The sequence below is a fragment of the Acidihalobacter prosperus genome, assembly GCF_000754095.2.
In the GTDB taxonomy this organism is placed as follows: Bacteria; Pseudomonadota; Gammaproteobacteria; order DSM-5130; family Acidihalobacteraceae; genus Acidihalobacter; species Acidihalobacter prosperus.
Genome location: NZ_JQSG02000001.1, coordinates 706,681 through 732,932 on the forward strand (window position 1 = coordinate 706,681; position 26,252 = coordinate 732,932).

Consider the following 26,252-nt stretch of genomic DNA (forward strand, 5'->3'; position numbering starts at 1 on the left):
ACGCGCCGCCAGACCGCGCGCCCATCATGACATCAATGTAATGAAGCGGTCATGCGAGGGACAGCGGCCGCCCCCTAGGCTGGTCCGCAACGTCCCGTCCGGGCGCCCGACATCAGCAGGGAGGAGCAGACGACATGACCCGAGTCCCGACCGGCCCCGATCTTCGCCGCCGACGCTTCGTCCAAGGCCTCGCAGCCGGCGGCGTGATGCTCGGCCTCGCCCCCTCGCTCGCGGCCGCCGCAAGCAGCGTAGGCCGCACGGCCGCAACCGGCGCACCGGGGCTGCACGGCACCGAGTTCGATCTCGTGATCGCCGAGTCCGCCGTCAACTTCACCGGCCAGCCGCGCATCGCCACCACCATCAACGGCTCGATCCCGGCGCCGACTCTGCACTGGCGCGAGGGCGATACCGTGACCCTGCGCGTGACCAACCGTCTGCGCGAGGCCACCTCCATCCACTGGCACGGCATCATTCTGCCCTACCGGATGGATGGCGTGCCCGGCATCAGCTTCCCTGGCATCCCACCCGGCGAAACCTTCGTCTACCGCTTCAAGGTCGGCCAGAGCGGCACCTACTGGTACCACTCGCACAGTGGCATGCAGGAGCAGACCGGGATGTACGGTGCCATCGTCATCGATCCGGCCGGCGGCGAGACCATCCGCGCCGACCGCGAGCACGTGATCGCCCTGTCCGACTGGACCGACGAGGATCCCATGCGCGTCTTCGCCAAGCTCAAGTCGCACAGCGCCTATTACAACTACCACCAGCCCACGGCGATGGATTTCTTCCGCGACGCCGCGCACGAGGGGGTCGCTGCCGCCTTCGACAAGCGGCGCATGTGGAACCGGATGCGCATGAGCCCAACCGACCTCGCGGACGTGTCGGGCGCCACCCTCACCTACCTGATGAACGGCACCACGCCGGCCGGCAACTGGACCGGGCTGTTCCGCCCCGGCGAGCGCGTGCGCCTGCGCTTCGTCAACGGCGCGGCCAACAGCTTCTACGACGTGCGCATCCCCGGGCTCAAGCTCACCGTGATGCAGGCCGACGGCGTCGACGTCGAACCGGTGACGGTCGACGAGTTCCGCTTCGGCCCCGGCGAGACCTACGACGTGATCGTGGCCCCGCACGACGAGGCCTACACGATCTTCGCGCAACCCATGGACCGCAGCGGCTATGCGCGCGGCACCCTCGCGGTGCGCGAGGGGCTGAATGCGCCGGTGCCCGCGCTCGACCCTATCGAGCAGCTCACCATGGCGGACATGATGGGCGCGATGGGCGGCATGGCGCACGCCGCGGCCGGCCACAGCGACATGAACCACGGCGGCATGAACCCGGGCGGACAGCCGATGGCGCACGGCGCGCACGGCATGGCCATGCCGGCCGCCGGCGGCAGCCCCCCCGTACGCCACGCGCGCACCGAATACGGTCCCGGTACCGACATGCGCGTCGACATGCCGCGCACAAACCTGGACGATCCCGGCGTGGGCCTGCGCGGCAACGGCCGCCGCAGCCTCACCCTGGCCGATCTGCATACTCTGGGCGGGCCGCTCGACCCGCGGGGTCCCGAGCGCGAGATCGAGCTGCACCTGACCGGCAACATGGAGCGCTACACCTGGGCCTTCGACGGCCTGCCCTTCGGCGATTCCACGCCGGTGCACTTTCGCTACGGCGAACGCCTGCGCGTGATCCTGCACAACGACACCATGATGACCCACCCCATGCACCTGCACGGCATGTGGAGCGAACTCGAATCGCCGGCCGGCGAATTCCAGGCGCGGCTGCACACCATCGCGGTACAGCCCGCCCAACGCATCAGCTTCCTGGTCACCGCCGACGCGCGCGGCCGCTGGGCCTGGCATTGCCACCTGATGTTTCACATGGATGCGGGCATGTTCCGCGAGGTCGTGGTCGCCTGAATGCCGGCGCCGCCAAAAGGAGAACGACGATGAACCTGCCCCGCACCGCCATCCTGAACCTGAGCGTCGCCGCGCTGCTCGCCGCGACGGCCGCACAGGCGGACACGGCCGCGGCGGACGCCGCCGTACCGCCCATGCAGCACGATGGCATGATGCACGGCGCCCCTGCCGGTCAGACCGACGCCAAGCCGTCCCACGGCACCATGTCGGGCGATCACGCTGGCATGGACCATGCCAGCATGGGACACGCCACAGCGCCGACCATGAATCACGGTGCCACCCCTGCCTCTGCGGGCGGCGGCGCGCCGGCCGATGCACGCGACCCGCACGCCTACGCCGACGGCTATACCCTCGCCTCGGGCGCCTACGCGCTGCCCGACGGACAACGCCTGCACCTTGCCGACGAGAAACGGTTTCACGCCGTGCGCGTGGATCGGCTGGAACGCGTCTTCGCGTCTCACGGCGACGCCACCGCCTACGACGCCCAGGCCTGGATCGGGCGCGACTTCGACCGCCTGGTGATCAAGGCCGAGGGCCACATCGCAAACGGCAGGCTGCAGGAAGCCACCACCCAGGCCTTCTGGAGCCATGCGGTATCCGCCTTCTGGAACGGTCAGTTCGGCGTGCGTCACGACAGCGGCGTCGACCCCTCGCGCACCTGGCTGGCGTTCGGCTTCGAGGGGCTTGCGCCCTACTGGTTCGAGACCGAAGTCACTGCCTACGTCGGCGGCGAGGGCCGCACCGCGCTGCACGCCGCCACCGAATACGACCTGCGCATCACCCAACGGCTGATCCTGCAACCTCGCCTGGAGGCGAATCTGTACGGCCGCCGCGACGCGGCACGCAGCCTCGGCAGCGGTCTGTCCGACGTCAGCGCCGGGCTGCGCCTGCGCCACGAATTCGGGCGCCAGTTCGCACCCTACGTCGGTGTCGAATGGGCCGGCAAGTTCGGTGAAACCGCCGACTTCGCGCGCGCCGCCGGCGAGCCCGCGCGCGAAACCCGCTGGGTCGCCGGACTCCATTTCTGGTTCTGAACCGCCTCTGGGACCCGCCCCATCCGCTCAAGGAGACCATCATGAAGATAACCACGCTGATCGGCCTTGCCGCGCTGTTGCCGGCGCTCGCGCTGGCGAACGGCGAACCGCAAGCCCCGATGATGCCCGCAGCCATGCACGGCAGCGACGTGCAGATGACCGGACACGCCAAGCCCGGCATGGAGCGGATGAACGGCATGCACGGGAACACGGACATGCATGAAGGCATGGCGGGCAGCCCCGGCGACCCCGCGCGGGTCGACCGCACCGTCGATATCGACATGCACGACAGCATGCGCTTTACGCCCGCCGAGCTACGCATCAAGACGGGCGAAACCATCCGCTTTTTCGTGCGCAACGAGGGACGCCTGGTGCACGAGATGGTCATCGGGCCCGCGGACCGGCTCGCGCAGCATGCCGAGATGATGCGCAAGATGCCCACGATGGCGCATATCGCGCCCAACATGATCCGGCTCAAGGCCGGCCAACGGGGCGGCTTGGTCTGGCGCTTCGACCAGCCGGGCGAATTCGAATACGCCTGTCTGCTGCCGGGTCACCGCGAGGCCGGCATGAAGGGACGGATCGTCGTGGAATAGACGCCTGTCTGGAGCGGCCCGTCCGTGGCGTGCGTGGCGGCCCGTTCGCGACGGGCGTCTCGCTCAGTCGCGCCCGGGACGCCCCAGCATGCGCAGCAGGGTCGCATCGCGGTCGAGAAAGGCATGCTTGAGCGCGGCGAGCACGTGGATCACGAGCAGCGCGATGATGACGAAGGCCAGGATCTCGTGGATTTCGTGAAAGGCCTCGCCGAGCGCCTTGCTCTTGTCCACCAGCGGCGGCAGCGTGAACAAGCCGAAGAACGAGACCGGATGCCCGCCCGCCGAGGACATGATCCAGCCGCTGATGGGCATCAGCAGGATCAGCCCGAGCAGGGAAAACTGCACGGTACGGGCGGCAAGGTGACGCCAGGCCGGCGGATTGCCCAGCATGTCGGGCATCGGATTGCGCGCCCGCCAGAACAGCCGCAGGATCGCCAGCGCCAGGATAGTGATGCCGATGGATTTGTGCATGCCGATCATCTGCAGCTTTTCCGGCCCGCGCGGCAGACCGGCCATATAGAAACCGACGAACAGCATCACGATCACCAGCGTCGCGGTCAGCCAATGATTGGTGATGCTCAGCCAGCCGAAGCGGCGATTCGAATCCTTCAGCGACATACGCAACCCTCCCGTCCGTGAATGAATCCGCGATTTGCGGATTCGATGAGTATATCGGCTGATTCGATGTTTGCAGGGATGCGGCCGCGCCGCCTGCCGGGTGCTAGGCGTGCAGAAATTCGATCACGGACCGGGTGAAGGCAGCCGCCGCCTCCACGTTCGACAGGTGCGCGGCATCGAGCATGGCGAGAGACGCGCCGGGTATGGCTGCCACCAGTTCGTGCGTGCATTCGGGCGGGGTCACGGGGTCTTGTTCGCCGCCGATCAGCAGCGTCGGCGTGCCGATACGACCCAGCCCGGCGCGCTGATCCATGTCGCGGATAGCTGCGCAGCAGGCGGCGTAACCGGCCGGATCGGTAGCGTTGAACATGGCCTGGATCGCCGTGCACTCGGCGCGCGCGTGCGCGCGAAAGGCCGCTGTGAACCAGCGCTCCATGGTGGCGCCTACCAGCGCGTTCATGCCGCCTTCGCCAACCTCGCGGATACGCGCGTTCCAGCCGTCGGCATCGCCGAGCCTGGCCGCGGTGTTGCACAGCACCAGGCGTTCGAGACGCTCGGCGGCATGGATGCCAAGCCAGATCCCCGTCATGCCGCCCATGGAAAGGCCGCAGAAGTGGGCCCGTTCGATATCGAGCGCGTCGAGCAGGCCCAGCACGTCGTGTCCCAGTCGCTCGATGCTGTAGGGGCCGGGCGGCACGCTGCTGCGGCCATGGCCTCGGGTGTCGTAGCGCAGCACGCGAAAGCGTTCGCTCAGTGCCGCCATCTGCGGCTGCCACATTTCCAATGCGGCGCCGAGCGAATTCGACAGCACCAGTACCGGAGCATCCACCGGCCCCTCCAGGCGATAGTGCAGGCGCAGCTCGTCGATTTCCGTTGAGGGCATGCGGCTTCCTCCATAGCGATGACGATCGGCGGCGGCGAACCCGGCTTCGGGACGCCGCGCCGAAAGCGATAAAATACATCAGATTTCGACAGCAAGACATTGTTTAAAAAGAATTCAGTGCTTGCGCTCCGCGCTGATGACATTGGGCAGCTGTCCCAGTTTGTCGAGTATGCGGCTGAGCTGCGCGATGTCCACGATTTCCACCTCCAGATCCATGATCACGGACTGATCGTCGCGGTTTGTGCGCGTGTTGGCGGCGAGCACATTGATCTTTTCGTTGGTCAGGGTCTGGGTAATGTCGCGCAGCAGACCCTGGCGGTCGAAGGCCTCGATATGGATATCGACCGGGTAGCTGTGAGGACGTTCGCCCCAGTCGGCCTCGATCAGGCGTTTGCGCTGCGTGTCCGGCATGTTGAGCACGTTGGGACAGTCGCTGCGATGGATGGTGACACCCTCGCCCTTGGTGATGTAGCCCACCACCGGGTCGCCCGGCGCCGGTTTGCAGCATTGCGCGAACTGGGTCAGCAGATTGCCGACGCCCTGCACGCGGATCGCATCCCGATCCGGCCGCCCGCCATGGCTCGGCGCCTTGCGCACGCCGTCGGCCGGCAGCGAGGCCGGTGCCTGCGGCCCTTGCAGTGCCGAGGCGATCTGGCCCGGGCGTACGTCGCCGCGGCCGATGGCGAGCAGGAGCTCGTCGGGCGTCTGTACGTGGAAGCGCCGCACCAGCACCTCCAGATCGGGCACCGGCGTACCCAGGCGCTGCGCCTCGCGCTCCAGGATCGCCCGGCCGTCAGCCAGATGCTGATCGCGATCGAGCTGAGCGAACCAATGGCGCACCTTGGCGCGGTTGCGCGCGCTGTACAGGTAACCGGTATTGGGGTTGTACCAGTCGCGGCTGGGATTGGGTTCGCGGGCGGTGAGGATTTCCACCTGCTCGCCGGACTTGAGGGTATAGCTCAGCGGCACGATGCGACCGTCAACCTTGGCACCGCGACAGCGGTGGCCGACCTCGGAGTGCACCGTGTAGGCAAAGTCCAGCGGCGTGGCGCCCTTGGGCAGGTCGAGCACGTCGCCGCGCGGCGTGAGCACGAACACGCGGTCGCCGAACAGCTCGGCATGGAAACTCTCCAGCAGTTCCTCGTCGTTGTCGCGGTGTTCCAGCAGATTGCGCAGGGAGTTCACCGCCTTGTCCAGCGCCTCGTCCTGACGGCCACCTTCCTTGTAGCGCCAGTGCGCGGCCACGCCCTGCTCCGCCAGCGCATGCATTTCGTGCGTGCGGATTTGCACCTCGACGACCTTGCCCTCGGGTCCGATCACGGCGGTATGCAGCGACTGGTAGCCGTTCTCCTTGCGATTGGCGATGTAGTCGTCGAACTCCTTGGGAATATGTGTCCAGCGGCCATGCACCACGCCGAGTACGGCATAGCAGGTAGACACGCGGTCGACCAGAACCCGCACCGCGCGGATATCATAAAGATCATTCAAATCAATATTTTTTCGACTGATTTTCTTGTAAATGCTGTAGATGTGTTTGGGACGTCCGTAGGTCTCGGCCTCGATGCCCTCGGCCTGCAGCGCAGCGCGCAGCTCGTCCACGAAAGCGCTGACGTAGCGCTCGCGCGAATCGCGCGTCTCCTCCAGCGACTTGGCCAGGCGCTTGTAGGTCTGCGGCTCCAGGTAACGGAACGCGAGATCCTCCAGCGCCCACTTGAGCTGGCCGAGGCCGAGGCGGTTGGCCAGCGGCGCGTAGATATCCAGGGTCTCGCGCGCGATGCAGCGACGGGTCTCGTAGGATTCCTCGGCCAGCAGGTGCAGACGCTCGACACGATAGGCCAGCTTGACCAGCACGGCGCGCACGTCGTCGACCATCGCCAGCAGCATGCGCCGCAGATGTTCGGCCTGCTCGGGCGGCTGGACGAATTCCTCGCGACATTCCTTGAAGGTATTCAGCCAATGGATGTTGCGCACCAGCGAAGCCATGGTGGCGCCATAGGTCTGCGTCAGGTATTCGGGAGACAACCGGTCGCGCAGCCGCGGGTCCGCAAGCACGGCCGCCACCACCGAATCGCCATCCGCGCCCATCTCGAGCAGGCGCAGGGCCGCTGCGCGCCCGTCCGGGCGTTTGCGTTCGCGTGCGCCCGCCTCGGTCAGGTGCGACAGCGCCTGCGCCATCTGCCCACGGCGCTGCTCGCCCACGGCTTCGAGCAGCCGTTCGCTGAGTCGTTCCGCGTCGTCCGGTGGCGGATCGGCGGGGGTCGTTTCGTTCGGTTTCATGACTGGCGTCACTCCGGCCCGGGTCCGGGGCTCAGTCCGGCGTCTGCAGAATCGCCTGCGGCGGTACGCGGGCCGCGGTGCGCGTGCCCCACAGGCCCACCGCCAGCACCAGCAGCATGCCGCTGGCCACGCCGGCCAGCCAGAGCCCCGGATCGGGCACGTAGTCGAGATCAAATATCCGCGTCGCCAGCACGTAGCCCAGAAGACTGGCCGAGGCACTGGCGATCACGCCGGCCAGTATACCCAGTCCGGCAAACTCGGCGGCAAGCGCCAGTCGCATCTGCGTGCGCGATGCGCCGAGGGCGCGCAGCACGGCCAGCTCGCGACGCCGCGCCGGCTGCGAGGCGTCGATCGCCGCGTACAGCACGATGAGGCCCGCCAGCAGGGCGAAGGCGAAGACGTATTCGACGGCCTGCACGCCGCGCTCGATGATCGCCCGCACTTGCGCCAGCAGGCGGTCGACGTCGAACAGAGTCACGCCCGGGTAGGCGCGCACCAGTGCGGGCAGTAAGGCCGCATGGCCGGGCGGCAGGTAGAAGCTCGTGATCCAGCTCACGGGCAGCCCTTCGAGCATGCCGGGCGGCGTCAGCACGAAGAAATTGGGCCGGAAGGTATCCCAGCGGACATCGCGCAGACTCTCCACCGTGCCGGCAAACGCCTGCCCCGCGGTTTCGAAGCCGAGCCGATCGCCGAGCCGGATGCCGAGGGTGCGAGCCAACCCTTGATCCACCGAGAATCCCTGCGCCCGGTCATCCGCCCACCAGCGTCCGGCCACCAGCCGGTTGCCCTGCTGCAGATGGCTGGCCCAGGACAGATTGAACTCGCGGCGGACCAAACGCCGCGCCTGCGCATCCGCGTAGTCGCGCGCGCGCACCGGCTTGCCGTTGATCGAAACGAGCCGCGCCCGGACCATGGGATAGAAATGGGGTGGCGGCAGTCCGTGCGCCTGGAACAGCGCGCGCACTCCGGCACGCTGGTCCGTCTGGATGTTGATCGCGAACTGATTGGGCGTATCCGTCGGCAGACTGCGCTGCCAGGCATCGAGCAGATCGCCGCGCACGAAGGCGAGCAGCAGCAGCGTGGACAATCCCAGCCCCACGGCGGCCAGCTGCACGGCGCCGAGCAGACCCCGGCGTCCCAAGCTGCGCAGGCCATAGCGCCAGCCGAAACGGCTGCCGCGGGCATGCCCGCGTGCCAGGCCGCGCATCAGGCCGTAGGCGACCGCCCACGACACGGCGACCGTGACCAGCCCGCCGCCGACCATCCACATCGACAGCCGCGTATTGCCGGTCTGCCAGCGCAGCAGGCCGGCCATCGCCAACAGCGCAGCGCCAGTGATCCCCCATACCGAGGATGTCGGCGCCCCCAATTGGCGGCGCAGCACGCGCAGGGGCGGCACGCGACCGACCTGAAGGACCGGCACCAGCCCGAATCCGAGCATCAGGATCAGGCCGCTGGCCAGGCCCACGGCAAAGGGTTGCCAGCCGGGCAGCGGCAGCTGCGTGGCGAACCAGCCCGCCAGCAGCGCGGACAAACCCCACTGCGCCAGCGCACCCAACGCCAGCCCGCCCAGGCTGCCGATCAGGCCCACGCCCAGCAGCCGCCAGACCGCCAGCCGCAGCACTCTCGCGCCGCTCGCGCCTAGACAGCGCATCAAGGCGCTCTGGTCGGCCTCGCGGCGCGCGAAACTGGCTGCCGCGACGGCGATCGCGCCGCCGCCCAGCAAGGCGGCGGCCAGTGCCGCCAGCGACAGAAAGCGCTGGGCGCGATCGAGCGCGGTGCGCAGCGTCGGCCGGCCACTGCGCACGTCCTCGACCTGCATGCCGACGGGCGCGTGCGCGCTCAACCAGCGGCGCATGGTGTCGACGGCTGCCGGCGCCCCCGCCAGCATCAGTTCGTGACGCACGCGGCTCTGCGGCGTGACCAGCCCGGTGGACGCCACATCCGAAAGCGACAGGATCAGGCGCGGTGCGAAATCGAACAGACCCGCGCCGGTGCCTGGCGCCTCGCGCACGATACCGGCGATGCGCAGACGCGCTTCGCCCAGATGCAGCGAATCGCCCACGGCGAGTCCCAGTCGCGTCAAAGCCTCGCGGCTGAGCCAGACCGTCCCCGTTCGCGGCGGCCGGCGCAGCGTGCGCTCGGGGCCGAATGGCCGCTCCGAAAGCCGTACGTCGCCGAGTAGCGGATATCCGCTACCCAGCGCCCGCACCATCACCAGCAGGGTGTGCTCGCCGCTGAGCACAACACTGGGGAAGCCCAGCGCGTCGACCGCGCGCAGGCCGAGGCGGCGCGCCTCTTGGCGCACGTCGCCGGGAATCGCGTCGGCCGCACCGAGCACCAAATCGGCACCGAGCAGGTTGCTGGCCTGCTCGCTCATGCCGCGCGCGACCCGGTCGGTGAATACGCCTACCGCCGTGATCGCGCCCACCGCCACGATCAACGCAAACACGATCACGCGCAGCGCGCCGCTGCCCAGATCGCGGCGCAGCGCGCGCCACAGCAATCGCGGCGGCAGCAGACGGCTCAGCACGGCGCCAAACGCCCGGCCTGGAGCCGATAGCGCCGCGCGCAGCGTGCGGCGAGCACCGCATCGTGCGTCACCAGCACCAGCGCGGTCGCCTGTTCGTCGTTGAGGGAAAACAGCAGATCGATCACCTGCGCGCCACTGGTTTCGTCGAGATTGCCGGTCGGCTCGTCGGCGAACAGCACGGCGGGGCGGGTCACGAAGGCGCGCGCGATGGCCACGCGCTGCTGCTCGCCGCCGGAGAGCTGGTGCGGATAATGCGCCGCGCGCGCGGCCAGGCCGACACGGGCCAGCACCTCCAGCGCCGGTGCGCGCGCCGCGCGGTCCTGCAGCTCCAGCGGCAGCATCACGTTCTCCAGCGCGGTCAAACCGGGCAACAACTGGAAGGACTGGAACACGAAGCCCACCCGGCCGGCACGCACGCGGGCGCGGCCGTCCTCGTCCAGCGCCGAAAGCGCTTCGCCGGCAAGGCGAACCTCGCCGCTGCTGGGGCTGTCCAGTCCCGCGAGCAGCCCCAGCAGCGTCGATTTGCCTGAGCCGGAAGCGCCCAGAATGGCCACCGATTCGCCGTGAGCCACCTGCAGCTCGACGCCGTCGAGAATCTGCAAGGCGCCTTCCGGGCCGGCCACCGACTTGCACAGCGCGGTCGCGGCCACGGCGACCGGCGCGCTAGAATCTGCCGTCATGCGCTCCATCCTCGTCCGCTGCTTGTGCATCCTGCTGCTTGCCGCCGGCACGGCACAGGCCGATGCCCCCGGCAAGGCCGCCATCCTGGTCCTTGGCGACAGCCTCAGCGCCGGTCACGGCATCCCGATCGACGCCGGCTGGGTCCATCTGCTCGCCGAAAAACTGTCCCGGGAAGGCTATCCCTATCGCGTCGTCAACGCCAGCATCGGCGGCGACACCACAGCCGGCGGCCTCGCGCGCCTGCCGGCCGAACTCACGCGCTTCCACCCCGCCGTGGTGATCGTCGAACTCGGCGGCAACGACGGCCTGCGCGGCACGCCCGTCGCCACCTTCCGCGCACAGCTGACGCGACTGGTCATCACGGCGAGATCCTCCGGCGCGCGCGTCCTGTTGCTCGGCGTGCGCATGCCACCCAACTATGGCCCCGCCTACACCCAAATGTTCCATGCGGTCTACGACGAAGTCGCCCGCATGACCGGCACCCCGTTGGTGCCTTTCCTGCTCAAGGGCGTGGCCACGCACCCGGCCTTGATGCAATCCGATGGCATCCATCCGAACGCCGCCGCCCAGCCGAAGCTGCTGGCCAACGTGTGGCCCGTGCTGCAACCGCTGCTGGCGCATTAAAACCCCAGCAATGCCGTGGCTGACAACCTCGCGGCGATCTGCAAGAATAGATAGCTTGCTAATATTCAACCTACAAGGAATTTCGATGAGCGCATCAGAAATCGCCGGACGCCCCGTGCAGGACGCCGCCGCGCATCCTCACTACGCCCGTCTGGGCGGACTCGGCTGGCTGCATTTTCTCAACGACGGCGCCGCTAACTACCTGCCCGGCGTGCTGCCGGCCGTGCTCATCAATCTGCATCTGCATGTCGGTCTCGCCGGCACCGTCATGGCGGCCCTGCTCATCGGCCAGGCCCTGCAGGCCTTCACCGGCTGGGTGGCCGACCGCGTCGGCGGCCGGGTGTTCATCGTCATGGGCGTGCTCGGGTCCAATCTGGCCGGCGCGTTAATCGGCTTCGCGCCCAGTCTGTGGGCGCTGATACCCGTACTGATCGTCATCGGGATTTCCAACGCCCTGTTCCATCCGCAAGCGCTGGCCGGCGCACGCGCACTGAGCCGCGGCCGTCAGGGTTTCGGCCTTGCGTTGTTCCTGGTTGGCGGCGAAATCGGCCGCGGCCTGTGGCCGCTGTTCGCCAGTCTGGTGGTGGCCGGCTGGGGCCTGCACTATCTCTGGCTGCTGGCCATCCCAGCCCTGTTCAGCGTGCCCCTGCTGTGGAACACGCTGCCGGTACAGCCACCGCGTCATCCCGATGCGCGCCCGATCGCCTGGAGCAAGCACATGGGACCGCTGTCGGCGCTGGTCGCCTTCTCCAGCCTGCGCGCGCTGATGATCTTCGGCGTTGTCACCTATCTGCCGATCATCTGGCACGACAGCGGCCATTCGCTGGTCGAATCCTCGGCGCTGATCAGCGTGCTGCTGGTGGTCGGCATCATCGGCAACGTCGGCGGCGGCCATCTGTCCGATCTGTTCGGCCGCAAGCGTGTGGTGTTCACCTCGATACTCGCCGCGACCTTGTTGCTCGCGCTCTTCATGTTCGTCGGCGGACTGGCGCAGTGGTTCGTGCTCGGACTGCTCGGCATCGCGCTGTTCGCCACGCTGCCAATCAGCATCGTGATCGGCCAGGACATCTTCCCGGAAAATCGTTCCATGGGCTCCGGCATCGCACTGGGCGTATCCAACGGACTCGGCGCGGCGGCACTGATCCTGCTCGGCCTGGTGGCCAGCCACATGGAGCTGGCCGACGTGATGTGGGTGCTGGTCGGCGTCGGTGCCGCGGCCACCCTGTTCAGTCTCGTTTTGCCCGGCGCCGTCGGCCCCGTACGCCATCACTGAGTAACGGCACGCGCGCCGCCCCGCTTCAGGCCCAGCGCGCGAGCAGTGCGGCCAGTTCGCCGACGTGGCGCACCGTGGCGTCCGGGCGCGGATCACCCGCCGGCCAGGATGCGCCGGCGGCATTGACCCACACGGTGCGCATGCCCTGCGCGCGCGCGCCCTGCACGTCGGCATGAGGATTGTCGCCGACGTGCAGACACGCAGCGGCCGGCACCCCGGCGGCCTCGATTGCTTGCCGGAAGATACCGGGCGACGGCTTGGCGCTGCCGGCCTCGGCGGCGGTGATCACGAAGTCGAAGTAATGCCCCACGCCGATGTGATGCACATCGGCGTTGCCGTTGGTAATCGCGCCGACACGGTAGCGGTCGCGCAGGCCTTCGAGCAACTCCGCCGCCTCGCGGTACAGCTCGACCTCGTTGCGCGCCAGCCAGAAAACCCGGAAGCCCTCCTCCACCCAGTCGTCCGCGTGCCCATGGGCCTCGGACAGCGCCGCCAGCCACTGCTTGCGCAGGCGCGTGAGATCATGATGCAGCGCTGGGAAGCGCTGGAAGTAATCCACCCGATGGCGCACCAGGCCGTCGAGATCGTAATGACGGGCCAGCGCCGGGCAATGCGCCTCAAGCCACGCATGAAAGCGCGCCTCCGCGGCCGCGATGACCGGCTCGCAGTCCCACAGGGTATCGTCGAGATCGAAGGTGATGCAGCGGATCGCCATCGCCCGTGCGCCGTTCGCGACCTTAATGGCGCGCGGCGCCGGCGACGCTGTTGAAGTATTCCAGGGCCTTCTGGATCGCAAACATGGGCGCGTCCTCCACGCTGCTCGGATCGCTCTCCGGGGCAACGTCGCCGTAGAACTTACGGAACGCCAGCACGTGCAGCGGCAATTCCTTGGCGAACAGGTCGTTCTGCTCGATGAAGAACTGGCCGAGCGCGAGCACCGCCGCCGCCCGTGCCTGCGGGTCCAGGTCCGCCGCCGCCTCGATTTCCACCTTGGGCAGCTCGCCGGCCGCGCCGGTGATGCGATAGGCGAGCACGGACTCGCTGGCAAGCGTGTCGTCCAGCGCAAAGCCCTGACGTAAATTCAGGTGCCCCTTGGCGCGGATGTGGTCCATGGGCTGGAAGACCTTGCTGGACATGTTGATGCCCCACAGTTCCAGGTCCTCGCGCAGACTGCGCGCCGCCTCGCTGCCCGCCAGCGCGTGCAGGGTCTGGGCGTAAGCCATGTCCCAGATCCAGACCTGGCCGTATTCGGGCAGCACGTCGCCCTCGGCGCGCAGGCCGGCGCGCGCGTCATCGGGGAAGCCGGGTGCGAAGCGCACACTGATCTCAAGCATTGGGCACCTCCGGTGCGCGTTTCAAACGGTATATTTTAACATCCAGCACGGCCGGCTAGCCCACCCATACCCGCGCGTTGCGGAACAGTCTCAGCCAGGGCGAGTCTTCGTTCCATTCGGGCGGACACCAGGAATACTGCACGCTGCGGAAGGTCCGTTCCGGATGCGGCATCATGATGGTGAAGCGGCCATCCGCCGAGCACAGCCCGGTGATGCCCAGCGGCGAGCCGTTGGGGTTTTCCGGATAGGCTTCTGTGGGGCGACCATGGTGATCCACGTAGCGCAGCGTCACCAGTCCGGCGCGCGACACCGCCTCGGCGGTGTTGTCGACGAAATGCGAGCGCCCCTCACCGTGCGAGACGACAATGGGCAGCACCGCACCCTGCATGCCTTCGAACAGGATCGACGGCGAAGGCATCACTTCCACCAGCGTCAGGCGCCCCTCGAACTGCTCGGAGGCGTTGCGCTCGAAGCGCGGCCAGTGATCGGCGCCCGGGATCAGCGACTTGATCTGCGACATCATCTGGCAGCCGTTGCACAGGCCGATGCCGAAGGTATCCTCGCGCTTGAAAAAAGCCTCGAAGGCATCTCGCGCGCGTGGATTGAATAGGATCGACTTGGCCCAGCCGCCTCCCGCACCAAGCACATCGCCGTAGGAGAAACCGCCGCCCGCCGCCAGACCGCGAAAATCGGCCAGATCCGTGCGCCCCTCGATGATGTCGCTCATGTGCACGTCCACCGCCTCGAAACCGGCACGGTGGAAACTGACGGCCATTTCGATCTGCCCGTTCACCCCCTGCTCGCGCAGGACGGCGACGCGTGGGCGGACGCCGCGCGCAATATACGGCGCAGCCACGTCCTCGTCGGGATCGAAACCCAAGCGGGCAAACAGACCGGGATCGTCGGCGGCGCCCAGACCGGCGAATTCCTGCTCGGCGCAGTCGGGATTGTCGCGCAGCGCCTGCATGCGATAGCTGGTCTCGCCCCACAGACGCTGCAGCGCGACGCGCGTCTCGCGATAGATTTCTCGGCCGCCGGCGCGGATATGCAGCGCGTCGTCGTCGGCCAGCGTGCCGATGATGCGCGCGTGATGGCCGAGGCCGTACTCCTCCAGGGTCATCAGTGCTTCGTCGACATCGGCGTGCCGCACCTGAATGACCGCGCCCAGCTCCTCGCTGAACAGACTGGCCAGCGGGTCGCGCACGTCGCCGAGGTCCACGTCAAGACCGCAATGGCCGGCGAAGGCCATCTCGCACAGGGTCGCCAGCAGCCCGCCATCCGAGCGGTCGTGATACGCCAGCAGCCTGCCGTCGCGGTTGAGCGACTGAATGGACTCGAAGAAACCGCGCAGCGTGTCCGGGGTGTCGAGATCCGGCGCCTGATGGCCCAGCTGTCCGTAAACCTGCAGCAGTGCCGATCCGCCGAGGCGGTCGCGACCCTTGCCGAGATCCACGAGCACGAGATCGGTGTCGCCCGCGTCGGTCCGTAGCTGCGGCGTCAGGGTCCTGCGCACGTCCTCGACAGGCGCGAAGGCGGATACGATCAGCGACAGCGGCGCGGTGACCGATCGCGTCTTGCCGCTTTCCTGCCAGACCGTCTTCATCGACATCGAGTCCTTGCCGACCGGTATGGCGATGCCGAGCGCGGGGCACAGCGCCTCGCCCACCGCGCGCACGGTTTCATAAAGCGCCGCATCCTCGCCGGGATGCCCCGCCGCCGCCATCCAGTTGGCCGACAGGCGCACATCGCCAAGGCGCGGCACATCCGCCGCGGCCAGATTGGTCAGCGCCTCGCCGATCGCCATGCGACCGGAGGCGGCCGGATTGAGCAGCGCCAGCGGCGGGCGCTCGCCGATCGCCATCGCCTCGCCGGTATAGCCATAGAAATCGCTCAGGGTCACGCCGACATCCGCCACCGGCACCTGCCAGGGGCCGACCATCTGATCGCGCGCAACCAGACCGCCGACGGTGCGGTCGCCTATGGTGATCAGGAAACCCTTGCTGGCTACCGTGGGCAAACACAGCACGCGGCGCACAGCCTCGCCGAGTTCGATGCCGTCCAACCGCGGCGGCGTGTGGACGACCTGCGCTCGATGCACTTCGCGCAGCATCTTGGGCGGCTTGCCGAGCAGCACCTCCATCGGCATGTCGACCACGGTCTCTTCCAGCAACGCGTCGCCGACCACCAGTCGCTGCTCGGCCGTGGCCTCGCCGATCACCGCATAGGGACAGCGCTCGCGTTCGCACAGCGCGGTGAAGGTATCCAGCCGGTCGCTGTCGATGGCCAGCACGTAACGCTCCTGCGCCTCGTTGCACCAGATCGCCAGCGGCGACATGCCGGGCTCGTCGTTGGGAATCGCGCGCAGCTCGAAGCGCCCGCCGCGACCCGCATCGTTGATCAGCTCGGGCACCGCGTTGGACAGGCCGCCGGCGCCGACATCGTGGATCGACAGCACCGGGCTGTCGGCTCCCATCGCCGCGCAACGGTCGATCACCTCCTGGCAGCGACGCTCCATCTCCGGATTACTGCGCTGCACCGAGGCGAAATCCAGCAGCTCGTCGCTGGCGCCCGTGGCCATGCTCGACGCCGCGCCGCCGCCCAGGCCGATCTGCATCGCCGGCCCGCCCAGCACCACCACCTGTGCGCCAGCGGGTATCGGCTGCTTGTCCACCTGATCGGCACGCACCGCGCCCACGCCACCGGCCAGCATGATCGGCTTGTGATAGCCGCGCACCTCGTTGCCGCCAGGACCCGCCACCATCTGTTCGTAGGTCCGGAAGAATCCCGCGATCCCCGGACGGCCGAACTCGTTGTTGAATGAGGCGCCGCCGATCGGCCCCTCGATCATGATGTCCAGCGCCGCCACGATGCGCCCGGGCTTGCCGTAATCTTGTTCCCAGGGCTGTTCGAAGCCTGGAATGCGCAGATTCGACACCGTGAACCCGGTCAACCCGGCCTTCGGGCGCGCGCCGCGCCCGGTGGCGCCCTCGTCGCGAATTTCGCCGCCGGCGCCCGTGGCCGCACCCGGGAACGGCGAAATTGCCGTCGGATGGTTGTGCGTCTCTACCTTGATGCAGGTATGCACCGTCTCGCGGGTGGGCTGATAACGCGTACCGCCCGCCTCCGGCGCGAAACGCACCACCACAGGCGGTCCCGCGAACACGGCGGAATTGTCGTGATAGGCGGACAGAATGCCCTCGGGGGCATGGCGGTAGGTGTTGCGGATCATCTCGAACAGGCTCTTGTCCTGCGGCTGCCCGTCGATCACCCAGCTGGCGTTGAAGATCTTGTGCCGGCAGTGCTCCGAATTCGCCTGCGCGAACATCATCAGCTCGGCGTCTGTCGGATTGCGCCCCAGCGCCACGTAGTTTTCCGCCAGGTACTCGATCTCGTCGTCCGAGAGCGCCAACCCAAGCTGGGCATTGGCTGCCCGCAGCGCCGCCAGCGGCTGCTCGCCCAGCGCAACATGGCCCAGCGGTGCCGGCCTGGCCTCGCCGAACAACGCCAGGGCCTCGTCGGCGGATTCGAACACCGTTTCGGTCATGCGGTCGTGCAGCGCCTCGCGCAACGCCGCCAAGGCCGCCGCGCCCAGGGGTGCCGACAGGTCCAGCCGGTAGCTGATACCGCGCTCCACGCGCTCGACCACTTCCAAGCCGCAGTGGTGAAGGATATCGCTCGCCTTGCTCGCCCACGGCGAAATCGTGCCCAGGCGCGGCGCCACCAGCCACTCCAGCACCTCGCCGGACGGCTCGGTTACGGGTGCTGCGCGCGGTGCCTCCAGCACCTGCATCAGCCGCGCCTGCTGAGACTCGTCCAGTGCGCGCACGGGATAGACAAAGTAGACAAAGCGCGCCGACAAATCGCCTATCGCCGGATCGACGGCCTGCAGGCGCGCCAACAAACGGGAACGGCGGAACTCGGACAACGCACCATGGCCCTGAACCAACAACATAGCGATCAACCCACTGGCGAAGAGGGCGCAATCATAAAGGAATCGCCCCTTGTACGCATGCCTGCCAGCCCCCATAACGCCTATGGACGGGGCAATCTGGTATACTGACCCCTCATCAACGGGGGCGACCTGGATTCGACGTGGGTCGCGAAACCGGAGGTGCATGCCGAGGATGTAGCTGCCCTCGTAAATCACGCTGCAAATTTATAGTTGCCAACGACGACAACTACGCACTCGCCGCTTAAAACCCGGTAGGGGTGCCGTCTGACTGGGGCCGTGCTTGTGCGCCCAGATACCAGGCGTCGACTCTCACAAGATCGCGATGAAGCTCTCCCAGGGCCGACTCGTTAAAACCTAACTGGGATCGCCGACTGTTTTCCCTGCCCGTCGGGTAGCAGGCGGTTAAACTCAAAGACCGGGATAAGCATGTAGAGCCGAAGGCAGAGGACTTGCGGACGCGGGTTCGATTCCCGCCGCCTCCACCAAACACCCAGCAGGCCATCCGGAAGGATGGCCTTTTTTGTGCCCGCCCGGCGGCGCGCCACCATCGCCGCCCCGGACATGTCGGGAGCGGGAACCCGCGACCACGCACCGGGTCTGAGGACCACACACGCCGCCTCGGCGCGGCGCCTATCAGTTCAGCAATGAGGTAATTCCCGATGGCCGACGCCAAACCCTACACGCCTCCCAGGGTCTGGACCTGGGATCGCGCAAACGGCGGGCATTTCGCCCGCATCAACCGACCCGTGGCCGGCGCCACCCACGAGAAGGCCCTGCCGGTCGGCAAGCATCCACTGCAGCTTTACTCCCTGGGTACGCCCAACGGCATCAAGGTCACCATCATGCTGGAGGAACTGCTCGCGCTCGGACATGCCGGCGCGGAATACGATGCCTGGCTGATCGACATTCTCGAAGGCGAGCAGTTCTCCAGCGGTTTCGTCGCGGTGAACCCCAATTCGAAAATTCCGGCCATGGTCGACCTCAGCACGACCCCGGCGACGCGAGTATTCGAATCGGGCTCGATCCTGCTTTATCTGGCCGAAAAGTTCGGCGCCTTCCTGCCGGTCGAACACGCCAAACGGACTGAAACCCTGAACTGGCTGTTCTGGCACATGGGCGCCACGGCCGATCTCGGCGGCGGCTTCGGTCATTTTTATGCCTACGCCCCCGAAAAATGGCAGTATCCGATCGACCGCTACGCGATGGAAGTCAAACGCCAGATGGACGTGCTCAACCGCAATCTGAACGAACGCGAGTTCATCGCCGGCGACGAGTACACCATCGCGGACATGGGCATCTTCCCCTGGTACGGCGAGTTGGCGAAGGGCCGGCTCTACGAAGCGGGAGAATTCCTTTCGGTGCACGAATATCCCCACGTCATCCGCTGGGCGGACACCCTCCTCGCCCGCGAACCCGTGCGCCGCGGACGCATGGTCAACCGTACCCGCGGCGAACCCGCCGAACAGCTGCGCGAACGCCACGACGCCAGCGACTTCGACACCCGTACCGAAGACAAGCTCATGCGAGACTGAACGCAAGCGGATCGCCGTGCCCACGCATCAGGTCGCTTCCTGATCAACGAAGCGACCTTGCCGACGCAGCGCTGGCAACAAGATTTCGTCTGCATAGGCGCAGCCGGTCTTCCCCGGATCGCACTGTTCGGTTTTGTCGGCCAGTTCGGGATGATGTCCGCCGCCGGCCTCAAGCAGCACCAGTTGGGCGTCATAGCCCGCCGGCCAAGCGCGCACATCACCGAAACGCTGGCGCAACGCCTTGAGGATTGCCATGCCGGCGTAATCCAGGTCTCCCCAAAACCAGAGACGGTAGTTCTCATGTCGCTCGCCGAACCACCAATCTTCGAATGGTTTACGGCAGCTGGGCTTTACGGCGCCATGATAGTGCAGGCTCGCGCCACTGCGCGTGCGTATACGCGCCGCGCTGCCGCGGAATCCGGCGACGTAGACCAGATCGAGCAGAACGACCTCTTCCGGGATACCGGCCAACGCCTGGACGTAGCTATCCTGGTTTTCGATGAACAATATATCCCCGCGAGCAGCGGCAAGGCGTGAGTGGACCAGCACCGGCCGCGGGGCGATGACAACATCGCGGAAGATGCATTTGAGCAATTCCTCTCGCGTGTCGAGCAGTTTCGAGTGCCCCCAAAAACAGCGGGCGCTCAACTGGCGCAATGTCAGACCGCCACATGCGAGCGCCCCTACTCGGATAAAGGCCTCTACAACCTCTTCTGCCGATTTTCCTGACACGCTGACAGGATGCAAAATCAACGAATTCCCATTATAGACAAAGGCCTCGGCACGTGATGCCACAGCTGTGCCCCACAGATCCCGGTAACGAGGCTGCACAGGACGTGACAGCCAGCTTCGCAGTAGAGCCTCCCCGCTCTCGACCAACCTGAAAGTGGCGCCCGCATACTCCGCTTCATAAGGTTTACGATTGCGTTTCAGCGATATCTCGATCACGCAATCCTTAAGATCACGACAGATGAGCGCCCATGTCCTGTCAGCCGCCTGATCATGACGATACAGGCGTGGCGCGCATTCCGGGCTCAGCCTGAGACCAGGCGGTCGCGCACGCGATTCCGTACCCTTGCGATCCAGCCGATCCAGCAAGCTGCCGAGGAGCCCTCGAATTTCTGGTTCGTCATCCAACCATGCCGGACATGGCGGCGTTGCCGCGCCCGCCTGTCGGCCATCGCGTGTCGTTGCGCTTACGATCCGAAGGCCTCCATGAAATCCAGCTCGGCCTGCTGGTAGACGGAATGCCGGTGGCGTTTCCAGAGCGCTTCGATGCGCGCCCGGTTGCACTGCTTGCGGTCGACCAGCACCCGTGTCGACAACTGCCCGCGGGGTGCCTCGCTAGGCACCTTGGCGAACACGAATTCGTTGCTGATCAGATCGAGATACGGTCCGCACTTGCTGGTCGGCATGATGAAGATCAGCTGCAGGCCGAGCGATTCGGCGAGATACTGGATGACTTCGCGTGAGCGCGCTTCGTCCATCTTCGAGAAGGCCTCGTCCACCAGCACCATGCGCAGATGGACCGCGCCCTCGGCGAAACGGAAGGCGGAGGTGATCGCAGCCGAACGGATGATGTAGGCCGGGGTTTCCAACTGCCCTCCGGAGCCGGTGCCGTATTCGCTGAGCGGGATCGGCGCCTTGCCCGCCACTTCCTTGTAGATCTCGTAGCGGCGGTAATTGCGGTAGTCGGCAATGCGTTCGAGTTCGCGCACCGCGCGCTGCTCGTCCTCGTCGAGCAGCATGGCCATGAGCCGGTCGCGTATGCCGCGGGAACGCTCACTGAGCTGCGCGTCGAACAGCGTCACTTCGTCACCCAGCCCCGGCGTGCGCACGACTTCCTCGAAGAAACGCGAATAGTCGCGGTATTCGGGCACCCACTCGCTGGCGAAGCGGAATACCTCCCGATCGGCGCCGAAGCGATGGTGCTGCAGCTCCTTGTTCAGCAGGTCGATCTGGCGCCGCCCTTCGTTGAGCGCTTGGTAAATGGCATGGCAGAGATGCGAAACGAAGGCGTTGTTGAACGCATCCTTGAGTTCGGCCAGCTGGGCGTGCTTTTCCACCAGGATGTTGTTGCGCAACAGGTTGTGCACGCGGTCAAGTTCGCGCCGAACTTCGCACACGGACTGGAACAGCGCCGGGCCGTATTCGCCGCTGAACGGCGCATAGACGATGGCGTCCGAGGGGCGGCAGTCCTGGTTGTGTTGCAGAACGGCCTCGGCGAGCCGGCGTTCGGCCGTGTGCAGGTTTCTTTCCAGCTCCTGCCTATACTGTTTCGAGAATTCGATATTGAGTTCGCGCGCCTCCCGGTCGGCCGTTTCCAGCCGGGCTTCTAGGGCGAAATCGGGCCAGACCGGGGCGATCGCGGCCAGATCGGCCTCGCGCGCCGCCACCGTCTCCCGGTTTCGGTTCTGCAGACCGTCCAGCGCCTTGAGTTGTCGCTCGGTGTCCTCCAGCTCCTTGCCGAGCTTGCCCTTGTGTTCGTTGAGCCGGTCCTTTTCGGTACTCAGTTCCGCATACTCCGCCTGTAGCGCCTGCAGCCGCTGTTCCAGGTCCTGGTGTTCGGAAAGATCGAGCCGGGCCAGGCGTGATTCGTTTTCGTCGAGCGCACGGCGCGTGGCCAGCACATCGCGCAACACGTCGCCGTAGGCCGAAACGGCCACGCGGTCGACGGCCTGCAGCAATGCCGCCGCCTGCTGGATCTGGTCGCCGGCGGCGTGCCATTCAATCTCGATGGCTTCCAGTTCGGCGTGCTTGGCGGTCAGGGCGCGCGCGCGCGCGGCGGCACCGAAGACCAGGTCGGCGTCGCCCATGTCGCAGCGCCACATGCTGTAGTTGCCGGAAGCCATACCGTCATCCGTCACCCCCCGCCGCGTGCCGCGCAGCGCTTCGGCGGATTCGACGCGCACGACGCTGCCGTAGCTCGCCACCAGGTAATGCCTGGCCACCGCATGGCTGAATTCCAGCACATGGATGATCGACTGCGTGTCGAGCGCGATCCGGGCAGCGTCCTCGGCGGCCTTGTGGCCCTGAATGACCCGCGCCCGGTTGTCGCGCCCCGGCAGCGCGCGGACGATACGGATAGCCTGCGCCTCGTGATCCGGCGCGACGAGGATGGAGAATCGCGCGCCGCCGAGATAGCCTTCGATCGCCGCCTGCCAACGCGCGTCGCGGACCTCGACATGATCGCAGAGCACGCGCGGATCGGCTTCCGGGCACTGCTGGCGGATGGCCTTGAGCGCCCGCTCCACCGCCGGCGGATAACTCACCAGATTCGCGCCGAGGCGTTCGATCTCGCGCCGTTTCTCGTCGCGCTGATGCGCCAACGCGCCATAGCGGGCGCGCGCGGCGTGCGCCAGATTCATCAAGCGATCGCGCGCGCTCCCGGATTCGCGTGCCGCGTGCCACAGCGCGTGCCAGCGATTATGTGCCCGCTGCACCGCCAGCAGCGCCTCCAGGCGCTGTTCCAACCCCGCGCCGCCACCGGCGATGTCGCGCTGCACCAGCGCATGGACGTCCGCCAGCATCTCGCCTGCGGTCTCGACCACCGCCCGTCCGAGCGCCTGTGCCTCCGAAGCGGACGGCCCGGGCAACGTCTCGGCCACGGATGGATCGTCCAGCGCGCGCAGGATCGTGCGCGTGGCCTCCACATTCGCCGCAACCGTCCGATCCTGCTCGACCAGCCGGTGGGCGCCTTCGACCAAGGCCTCGCCGAGTGCCTGCGACTGGCGCTCGATTTCGTCCTTCTGACGCAGCGCGTCGACACCCTGGCGCTGGGCTTCCAGTTCGATCAGCTGGCGCTGTACGCCGACCGTCTGGGTTTGAACGGTCGCGAGACGCGCCTCGAGTTCGGCCTGTTCCGCGCGCTGTTCTCGCTGCAGCGCCTTGCCACGCAGGTAGTCCTGCTGGCGCAGGCCGTATTCGGCCTGGGCGAGCGTGTAATCGAGCAGGTTGAGGTCGATCCAGTGGTCGATATAGGCCTGTGCGTGAGCGTTGGCACGGGCGAGCGTGTCGATCGAGGCCAGCAGCCTCGACGCGTCGCGCTCCATGCCGTGGATGGTCTTGAGCTGGCTGGAGACCGAGCGGATCGCTTCTCCGAGATCCTTGGGTTCGAGGATTTCCTCGGCCACGAAACGGTCGATGCTTTTGACCGGCTTGTAGGCCATGAAGCGCGAAAAGGCGCGCGCGGCGGCCACCGCTTCCGTTTCGGTAACGGAATCGGGCTTGCCGCGCAGGGCACCGTAAAGGCGGCGCAAATAGGCTTTCTTGGCGTCGTATCGTTCGACGCGCCGCTTGCCCAACATCCGGATCAGCTCGGTCTGGAGTTCGCTGAGCGCCACCACGTAACGGCCGGATTCCTCCTCGCGCACGAAATCGCCGAGCGCGAGTTCGGCACCGGGGACAATGAAGTACTGCGCGTCGTCCTGGCGTGCCACCGTGTTGCCGCCGGCGATATCCAGCCAGGCGCGCACGCCGATGACAGCGGTGAACGGCTCGGCCGGTTCGCCCTCGTTCGGTTGGAACACGGCGGCAACGTAGCCATCGGTGGGGTCCAGGCGCGCATAACTGCCGTCGTCGCAACCGAGCACATAGGAGGCGAGCGTGCGCACGCGCTTGCCCCCACGCCCGCGCTGGGTGGTTTCGTCCTGGCCGGGGTTGTACTGGAACAGGCTTTCGTGGGCGGCGGTCATCACCGTCTGGATCGCGTCGGCCGCCGTGGTCTTGCCCGAGCCGTTGCCGCCGGAGAACAGATTGAGCGGGCCGAACTCGAAGTCGATGCTCGGGATGTTACCCCAATTGATGAAGACGAAACGCTTAAGAAACATCGTCTTCCTCCGGCGGCGCTTCGGCCGGCAACGCGTCTTCCAGGGCGATCAGGGCCTCGTCGGTGACGAAGGCGGTGATCATCGGATGAATGCGCAGACCCGCTTCGCCGGTATCGAGGTCGTCTTCCTGACGATACTGGATCAGGCGCAGCCGGCGCAGCCGCTCGAACACCCGTTTGCGATCGGTAAGCCTCTCCGGCAGCATGCGCCCCAGTTGGTTGCGCAGGGCGATGCCGAGGGATTCGATCGACTCGGTCACGTAGCCGCCATCGTCGAGCTGCCCTTCGCGCAGGGCCTTGTCGTACTGCTGCCGCAGCACCAGCAACAGGGCAACCTCGTCCTGGCGCAGACGCGCGCGCAGACCGCCTGCGAACGCCTCCTCCGATGCCTCCTCCACGCCTGGCATCCGGCTGCCGGGGGGATAGAGCCGCAGGTAGGCGAAGCGGCGGTCGTGAAACACCCGCACGCCGACCACCGAAAGATAATCGTCCACCCATTCGGCCACACGCAGGTAGCGATCGTACAGCTGCTGTTCGATCTGGCTTTCGTCGCGACAGAGGACGCCATAGTTGAGCAGCCGCAGGCACAGCTCACGGTATTCGTCCAGCGTGACGCCGGCCTTTTCGAGTCCTTCGGTCAGATAGTCAGTCAGCATGGTCCTGGGGAGTGGTCAGTTCGAGCGTGAATTCGTCGGTCGCTTCGAAGTAGTCGGTCGTCACGCGCTGCCGGGTGGGCGTAACCCTGACCGCGAATTCGCTGGTCGACAAGGCGCCGATTTCAATGGCATGGGCGCTCATCAGCAAGTCCCTGGCATCGCGCACGGGCAGGTTCTGGCTGTGCACGCGGTGACCGTCGCGCAGCGCGGCCAGCACGTATTCCCGCTGCGCACGGCTGTTGAAGGCAAAGGCCTGATCGAGCGCGGACTGCAGGAACAGCTCGCGCCGCGTCGTCGCGTCGTGCATCGGCACCGCCTCCACACGGGCGTTGACGACGCGCGGGCGACGCGCCGCATGCAGGCGCACGGCATCGCCGACGACGAATCCGACCGCAAGCGTGGCCAACGCCTCGCCGGCCACGGCCAGCGCCTGCGACTGCTGCTCCGGCGTGGCCTGTCTGAAACGCTCGGTCAGGCGCAGCAGCCGGTTTTGCACGCCGCCGCCGGCGTAGCTGAGCTGACGCATGATGATGTCGGCCCGGCGGGTAAACCCATTGAGCGCCTGGCGCAGGGCCGGCAGCATGGTGGTCGAGGCGTTGTGCATGCGCGCATCGATGCCGTCGAGAATGGCATATAGCACCGAGCGGCCGGGCGCCTCGATCAGCTCCGGCGCCGCCCGCCGCAGTTCGTGTTCCGCCTGTTCCTTGAATTCGCGGCGCTTGCGCTTGATGCGCTCGATCAGCCCGGCGATCTCGTCGCGGTATTTCTCGACCGAATCGGCCGAGAGTCGGATCGCGACATCGGGCATGAAGCGTTTTTCCATGAAATCGAAGAACTCGTCGGAGGCGCGCTGCACGATCTGCTGCGACTCGACCTCCCTGACCAGCTCGCGCCTGCGCTCGTCCAATTCGGCGATCACGTCGGAGAAATCCGCGACGATACGCTCGGAATATTCGTATGCATCCAACAGGTCGTAGGCCTCGCCCTTGTCGAGAAAGGACTGCAGGGCGTTGCGCGTATTGCGCGTGTTGCGGTGTCGCGTACGAAAACGCCCGCCGGCGGCATCGATCATGGGCTGCGTGAACAAGCGGCCATGGCGCGTAAATGCGTAGCTGGCCTGCAGCGTGACCTCGTCCATCTGACGTTCCAGCCAGCCATGCTCCAGCAGCAGCGCCAGTATCCAGTTGGCCTGCTCGCGCGGGCTACGGGCGCCGGGCGTGTATTCGTCGGCCTCGTCCTCATCGAAAACCGGACTGCGCGCGATGGCTTCCTCCAGGACTTCCACCACTTGCTCGCGCATGAAATGCCGGCTGTAATCCGCGTAGGCGCCATACAGGCGCGTGTAGAGCAGGATCAGGCAGTCGGCCACCTGCCCCCGGTATTTGCCGTTGAGCGGGCGGAAGAAATGCCTTCTGGTATCGTCGAAAAGCACGTGGAGGCCGGTCCCGGGTCGCGAATGCTCGAAGTGGCGGCGATTGTAATCGACCCGGGCAGGAATACACGACATGGACA

Annotated in this window: 18 protein-coding genes and 1 other RNA gene; 7 read left to right on the forward strand and 12 right to left on the reverse strand. The window is 66.8% G+C overall.

The genetic code is table 11. The features are described 5' to 3' along the window. Nucleotides 1-134 precede the first annotated feature (134 nt). The 3 genes from THPRO_RS03460 to THPRO_RS03470 are packed head-to-tail and all read left to right on the forward strand — an operon-like array spanning nucleotide 135 to nucleotide 3,549. Nucleotides 135-1,919: a copper resistance system multicopper oxidase gene (locus THPRO_RS03460; protein ID WP_038086672.1), complete on the forward strand. Its 1,785-nt coding sequence runs from the start codon at nucleotides 135-137 to the stop codon at nucleotides 1,917-1,919. 29 nt (nucleotides 1,920-1,948) lie between these two features. After that, complete coding sequence (locus tag THPRO_RS03465) at nucleotides 1,949-2,953, forward strand: copper resistance protein B (RefSeq protein WP_052064021.1); 1,005 nt, start codon at nucleotides 1,949-1,951, stop codon at nucleotides 2,951-2,953. Nucleotides 2,954-2,994: 41 nt separating this feature from the next. Continuing rightward, on the forward strand, nucleotides 2,995-3,549 hold the full coding sequence (locus THPRO_RS03470) for a cupredoxin domain-containing protein (RefSeq protein WP_038086675.1): 555 nt from the start codon (nucleotides 2,995-2,997) through the stop codon (nucleotides 3,547-3,549). A 63-nt stretch (nucleotides 3,550-3,612) separates the two neighbouring features. Here THPRO_RS03470 and THPRO_RS03475 read toward each other — a convergent pair whose 3' ends face one another. The 5 genes from THPRO_RS03475 to THPRO_RS16940 form a co-directional block, all read right to left on the reverse strand. Beyond that, nucleotides 3,613-4,167: a cytochrome b gene (locus tag THPRO_RS03475; protein WP_038086677.1), complete on the reverse strand. Its 555-nt coding sequence runs from the start codon at nucleotides 4,165-4,167 to the stop codon at nucleotides 3,613-3,615. Nucleotides 4,168-4,270: 103 nt separating this feature from the next. Beyond that, nucleotides 4,271-5,050 (reverse strand): 3-oxoadipate enol-lactonase, encoded by a 780-nt coding sequence (pcaD, locus tag THPRO_RS03480; RefSeq protein ID WP_038086679.1) that lies wholly within the window; start codon nucleotides 5,048-5,050, stop codon nucleotides 4,271-4,273. A 114-nt stretch (nucleotides 5,051-5,164) separates the two neighbouring features. Next, entirely contained in the window at nucleotides 5,165-7,327 is a 2,163-nt protein-coding gene (locus THPRO_RS03485) for a RelA/SpoT family protein (protein WP_038086682.1), read from the reverse strand. A gap of 31 nt (nucleotides 7,328-7,358) precedes the next feature. After that, the gene (locus THPRO_RS03490; protein ID WP_052064023.1) at nucleotides 7,359-9,860 is read right to left on the reverse strand and encodes an ABC transporter permease; all 2,502 of its coding nucleotides are present in this window, start codon (nucleotides 9,858-9,860) and stop codon (nucleotides 7,359-7,361) included. Further along, on the reverse strand, nucleotides 9,854-10,540 hold the full coding sequence (locus THPRO_RS16940; protein WP_038087001.1) for an ABC transporter ATP-binding protein: 687 nt from the start codon (nucleotides 10,538-10,540) through the stop codon (nucleotides 9,854-9,856). The genes THPRO_RS03490 and THPRO_RS16940 overlap by 7 nt, the downstream gene beginning before the upstream one ends. On the opposite strand from THPRO_RS16940, the gene THPRO_RS03500 reads away from it, so the two are divergent. After that, nucleotides 10,539-11,165, forward strand: a complete 627-nt coding sequence (locus THPRO_RS03500; protein WP_065089215.1) for an arylesterase — start codon at nucleotides 10,539-10,541, stop codon at nucleotides 11,163-11,165. The two genes, THPRO_RS16940 and THPRO_RS03500, sit on opposite strands and share 2 nt — an antisense overlap. Nucleotides 11,166-11,250: 85 nt before the next feature. Continuing rightward, a complete protein-coding gene (locus THPRO_RS03505) occupies nucleotides 11,251-12,438 on the forward strand; it encodes an MFS transporter (RefSeq protein ID WP_052064052.1) in 1,188 nt (395 codons plus the stop codon). Nucleotides 12,439-12,463: 25 nt separating this feature from the next. Here the strand turns inward: THPRO_RS03505 and THPRO_RS03510 are convergent, their stop codons facing one another. The 3 genes from THPRO_RS03510 to purL are packed head-to-tail and all read right to left on the reverse strand — an operon-like array spanning nucleotide 12,464 to nucleotide 17,724. After that, nucleotides 12,464-13,153 (reverse strand): HAD family hydrolase, encoded by a 690-nt coding sequence (locus THPRO_RS03510; protein WP_065089216.1) that lies wholly within the window; start codon nucleotides 13,151-13,153, stop codon nucleotides 12,464-12,466. Between the two features lie 22 nt (nucleotides 13,154-13,175). Beyond that, nucleotides 13,176-13,772 carry a hypothetical protein gene (locus tag THPRO_RS03515; RefSeq protein ID WP_052064024.1) on the reverse strand — a complete coding sequence of 199 codons (597 nt, stop codon included), beginning with the start codon at nucleotides 13,770-13,772 and terminating at the stop codon, nucleotides 13,176-13,178. A gap of 55 nt (nucleotides 13,773-13,827) precedes the next feature. Continuing rightward, nucleotides 13,828-17,724 carry a phosphoribosylformylglycinamidine synthase gene (gene purL, locus THPRO_RS03520; RefSeq protein ID WP_065089217.1) on the reverse strand — a complete coding sequence of 1,299 codons (3,897 nt, stop codon included), beginning with the start codon at nucleotides 17,722-17,724 and terminating at the stop codon, nucleotides 13,828-13,830. A 120-nt stretch (nucleotides 17,725-17,844) separates the two neighbouring features. Between purL and ssrA the strand changes: the two genes are divergently transcribed. Together ssrA and yghU are read left to right on the forward strand one after the other, a co-directional pair. Beyond that, nucleotides 17,845-18,209: a transfer-messenger RNA gene (ssrA, locus tag THPRO_RS03525) on the forward strand. 174 nt (nucleotides 18,210-18,383) lie between these two features. Further along, nucleotides 18,384-19,256: a glutathione-dependent disulfide-bond oxidoreductase gene (gene yghU / locus THPRO_RS03530; RefSeq protein WP_038086693.1), complete on the forward strand. Its 873-nt coding sequence runs from the start codon at nucleotides 18,384-18,386 to the stop codon at nucleotides 19,254-19,256. 27 nt (nucleotides 19,257-19,283) lie between these two features. On the opposite strand, the gene THPRO_RS16600 is transcribed toward yghU, so the two are convergent. From THPRO_RS16600 to THPRO_RS03550, 4 genes are all read right to left on the reverse strand, one after another. Next, nucleotides 19,284-20,204, reverse strand: a complete 921-nt coding sequence (locus THPRO_RS16600) for a Wadjet anti-phage system protein JetD domain-containing protein (RefSeq protein ID WP_161489926.1) — start codon at nucleotides 20,202-20,204, stop codon at nucleotides 19,284-19,286. Nucleotides 20,205-20,452: 248 nt separating this feature from the next. Continuing rightward, a complete protein-coding gene (locus THPRO_RS03540) occupies nucleotides 20,453-24,085 on the reverse strand; it encodes an ATP-binding protein (protein WP_065089218.1) in 3,633 nt (1,210 codons plus the stop codon). Continuing rightward, nucleotides 24,075-24,740 (reverse strand): DUF4194 domain-containing protein, encoded by a 666-nt coding sequence (locus THPRO_RS03545; RefSeq protein WP_038086703.1) that lies wholly within the window; start codon nucleotides 24,738-24,740, stop codon nucleotides 24,075-24,077. Before THPRO_RS03545 ends, THPRO_RS03540 begins: the two co-directional genes overlap by 11 nt. Then, on the reverse strand, nucleotides 24,730-26,247 hold the full coding sequence (locus tag THPRO_RS03550; RefSeq protein ID WP_201786924.1) for a Wadjet anti-phage system protein JetA family protein: 1,518 nt from the start codon (nucleotides 26,245-26,247) through the stop codon (nucleotides 24,730-24,732). The genes THPRO_RS03545 and THPRO_RS03550 overlap by 11 nt, the downstream gene beginning before the upstream one ends. Nucleotides 26,248-26,252: the final 5 nt, after the last annotated feature.

Coding starts and splice junctions, on each gene's coding strand:
- THPRO_RS03505 (WP_052064052.1), top strand. CDS start 11,251: ATGAGCGCATCAGAAATCGCCGGACGCCCCGTGCAGGACGCCGCCGCG.
- THPRO_RS03510 (WP_065089216.1), bottom strand. CDS start 13,153: ATGGCGATCCGCTGCATCACCTTCGATCTCGACGATACCCTGTGGGAC.
- pcaD (WP_038086679.1), bottom strand. CDS start 5,050: ATGCCCTCAACGGAAATCGACGAGCTGCGCCTGCACTATCGCCTGGAG.
- THPRO_RS03545 (WP_038086703.1), bottom strand. CDS start 24,740: ATGCTGACTGACTATCTGACCGAAGGACTCGAAAAGGCCGGCGTCACG.
- THPRO_RS03550 (WP_201786924.1), bottom strand. CDS start 26,247: ATGTCGTGTATTCCTGCCCGGGTCGATTACAATCGCCGCCACTTCGAG.
- THPRO_RS03500 (WP_065089215.1), top strand. CDS start 10,539: ATGCGCTCCATCCTCGTCCGCTGCTTGTGCATCCTGCTGCTTGCCGCC.
- THPRO_RS03485 (WP_038086682.1), bottom strand. CDS start 7,327: ATGAAACCGAACGAAACGACCCCCGCCGATCCGCCACCGGACGACGCG.
- purL (WP_065089217.1), bottom strand. CDS start 17,724: ATGTTGTTGGTTCAGGGCCATGGTGCGTTGTCCGAGTTCCGCCGTTCC.
- yghU (WP_038086693.1), top strand. CDS start 18,384: ATGGCCGACGCCAAACCCTACACGCCTCCCAGGGTCTGGACCTGGGAT.
- THPRO_RS16940 (WP_038087001.1), bottom strand. CDS start 10,540: ATGACGGCAGATTCTAGCGCGCCGGTCGCCGTGGCCGCGACCGCGCTG.
- THPRO_RS03475 (WP_038086677.1), bottom strand. CDS start 4,167: ATGTCGCTGAAGGATTCGAATCGCCGCTTCGGCTGGCTGAGCATCACC.
- THPRO_RS03515 (WP_052064024.1), bottom strand. CDS start 13,772: ATGCTTGAGATCAGTGTGCGCTTCGCACCCGGCTTCCCCGATGACGCG.
- THPRO_RS03540 (WP_065089218.1), bottom strand. CDS start 24,085: ATGTTTCTTAAGCGTTTCGTCTTCATCAATTGGGGTAACATCCCGAGC.
- THPRO_RS03465 (WP_052064021.1), top strand. CDS start 1,949: ATGAACCTGCCCCGCACCGCCATCCTGAACCTGAGCGTCGCCGCGCTG.
- THPRO_RS03460 (WP_038086672.1), top strand. CDS start 135: ATGACCCGAGTCCCGACCGGCCCCGATCTTCGCCGCCGACGCTTCGTC.
- THPRO_RS03470 (WP_038086675.1), top strand. CDS start 2,995: ATGAAGATAACCACGCTGATCGGCCTTGCCGCGCTGTTGCCGGCGCTC.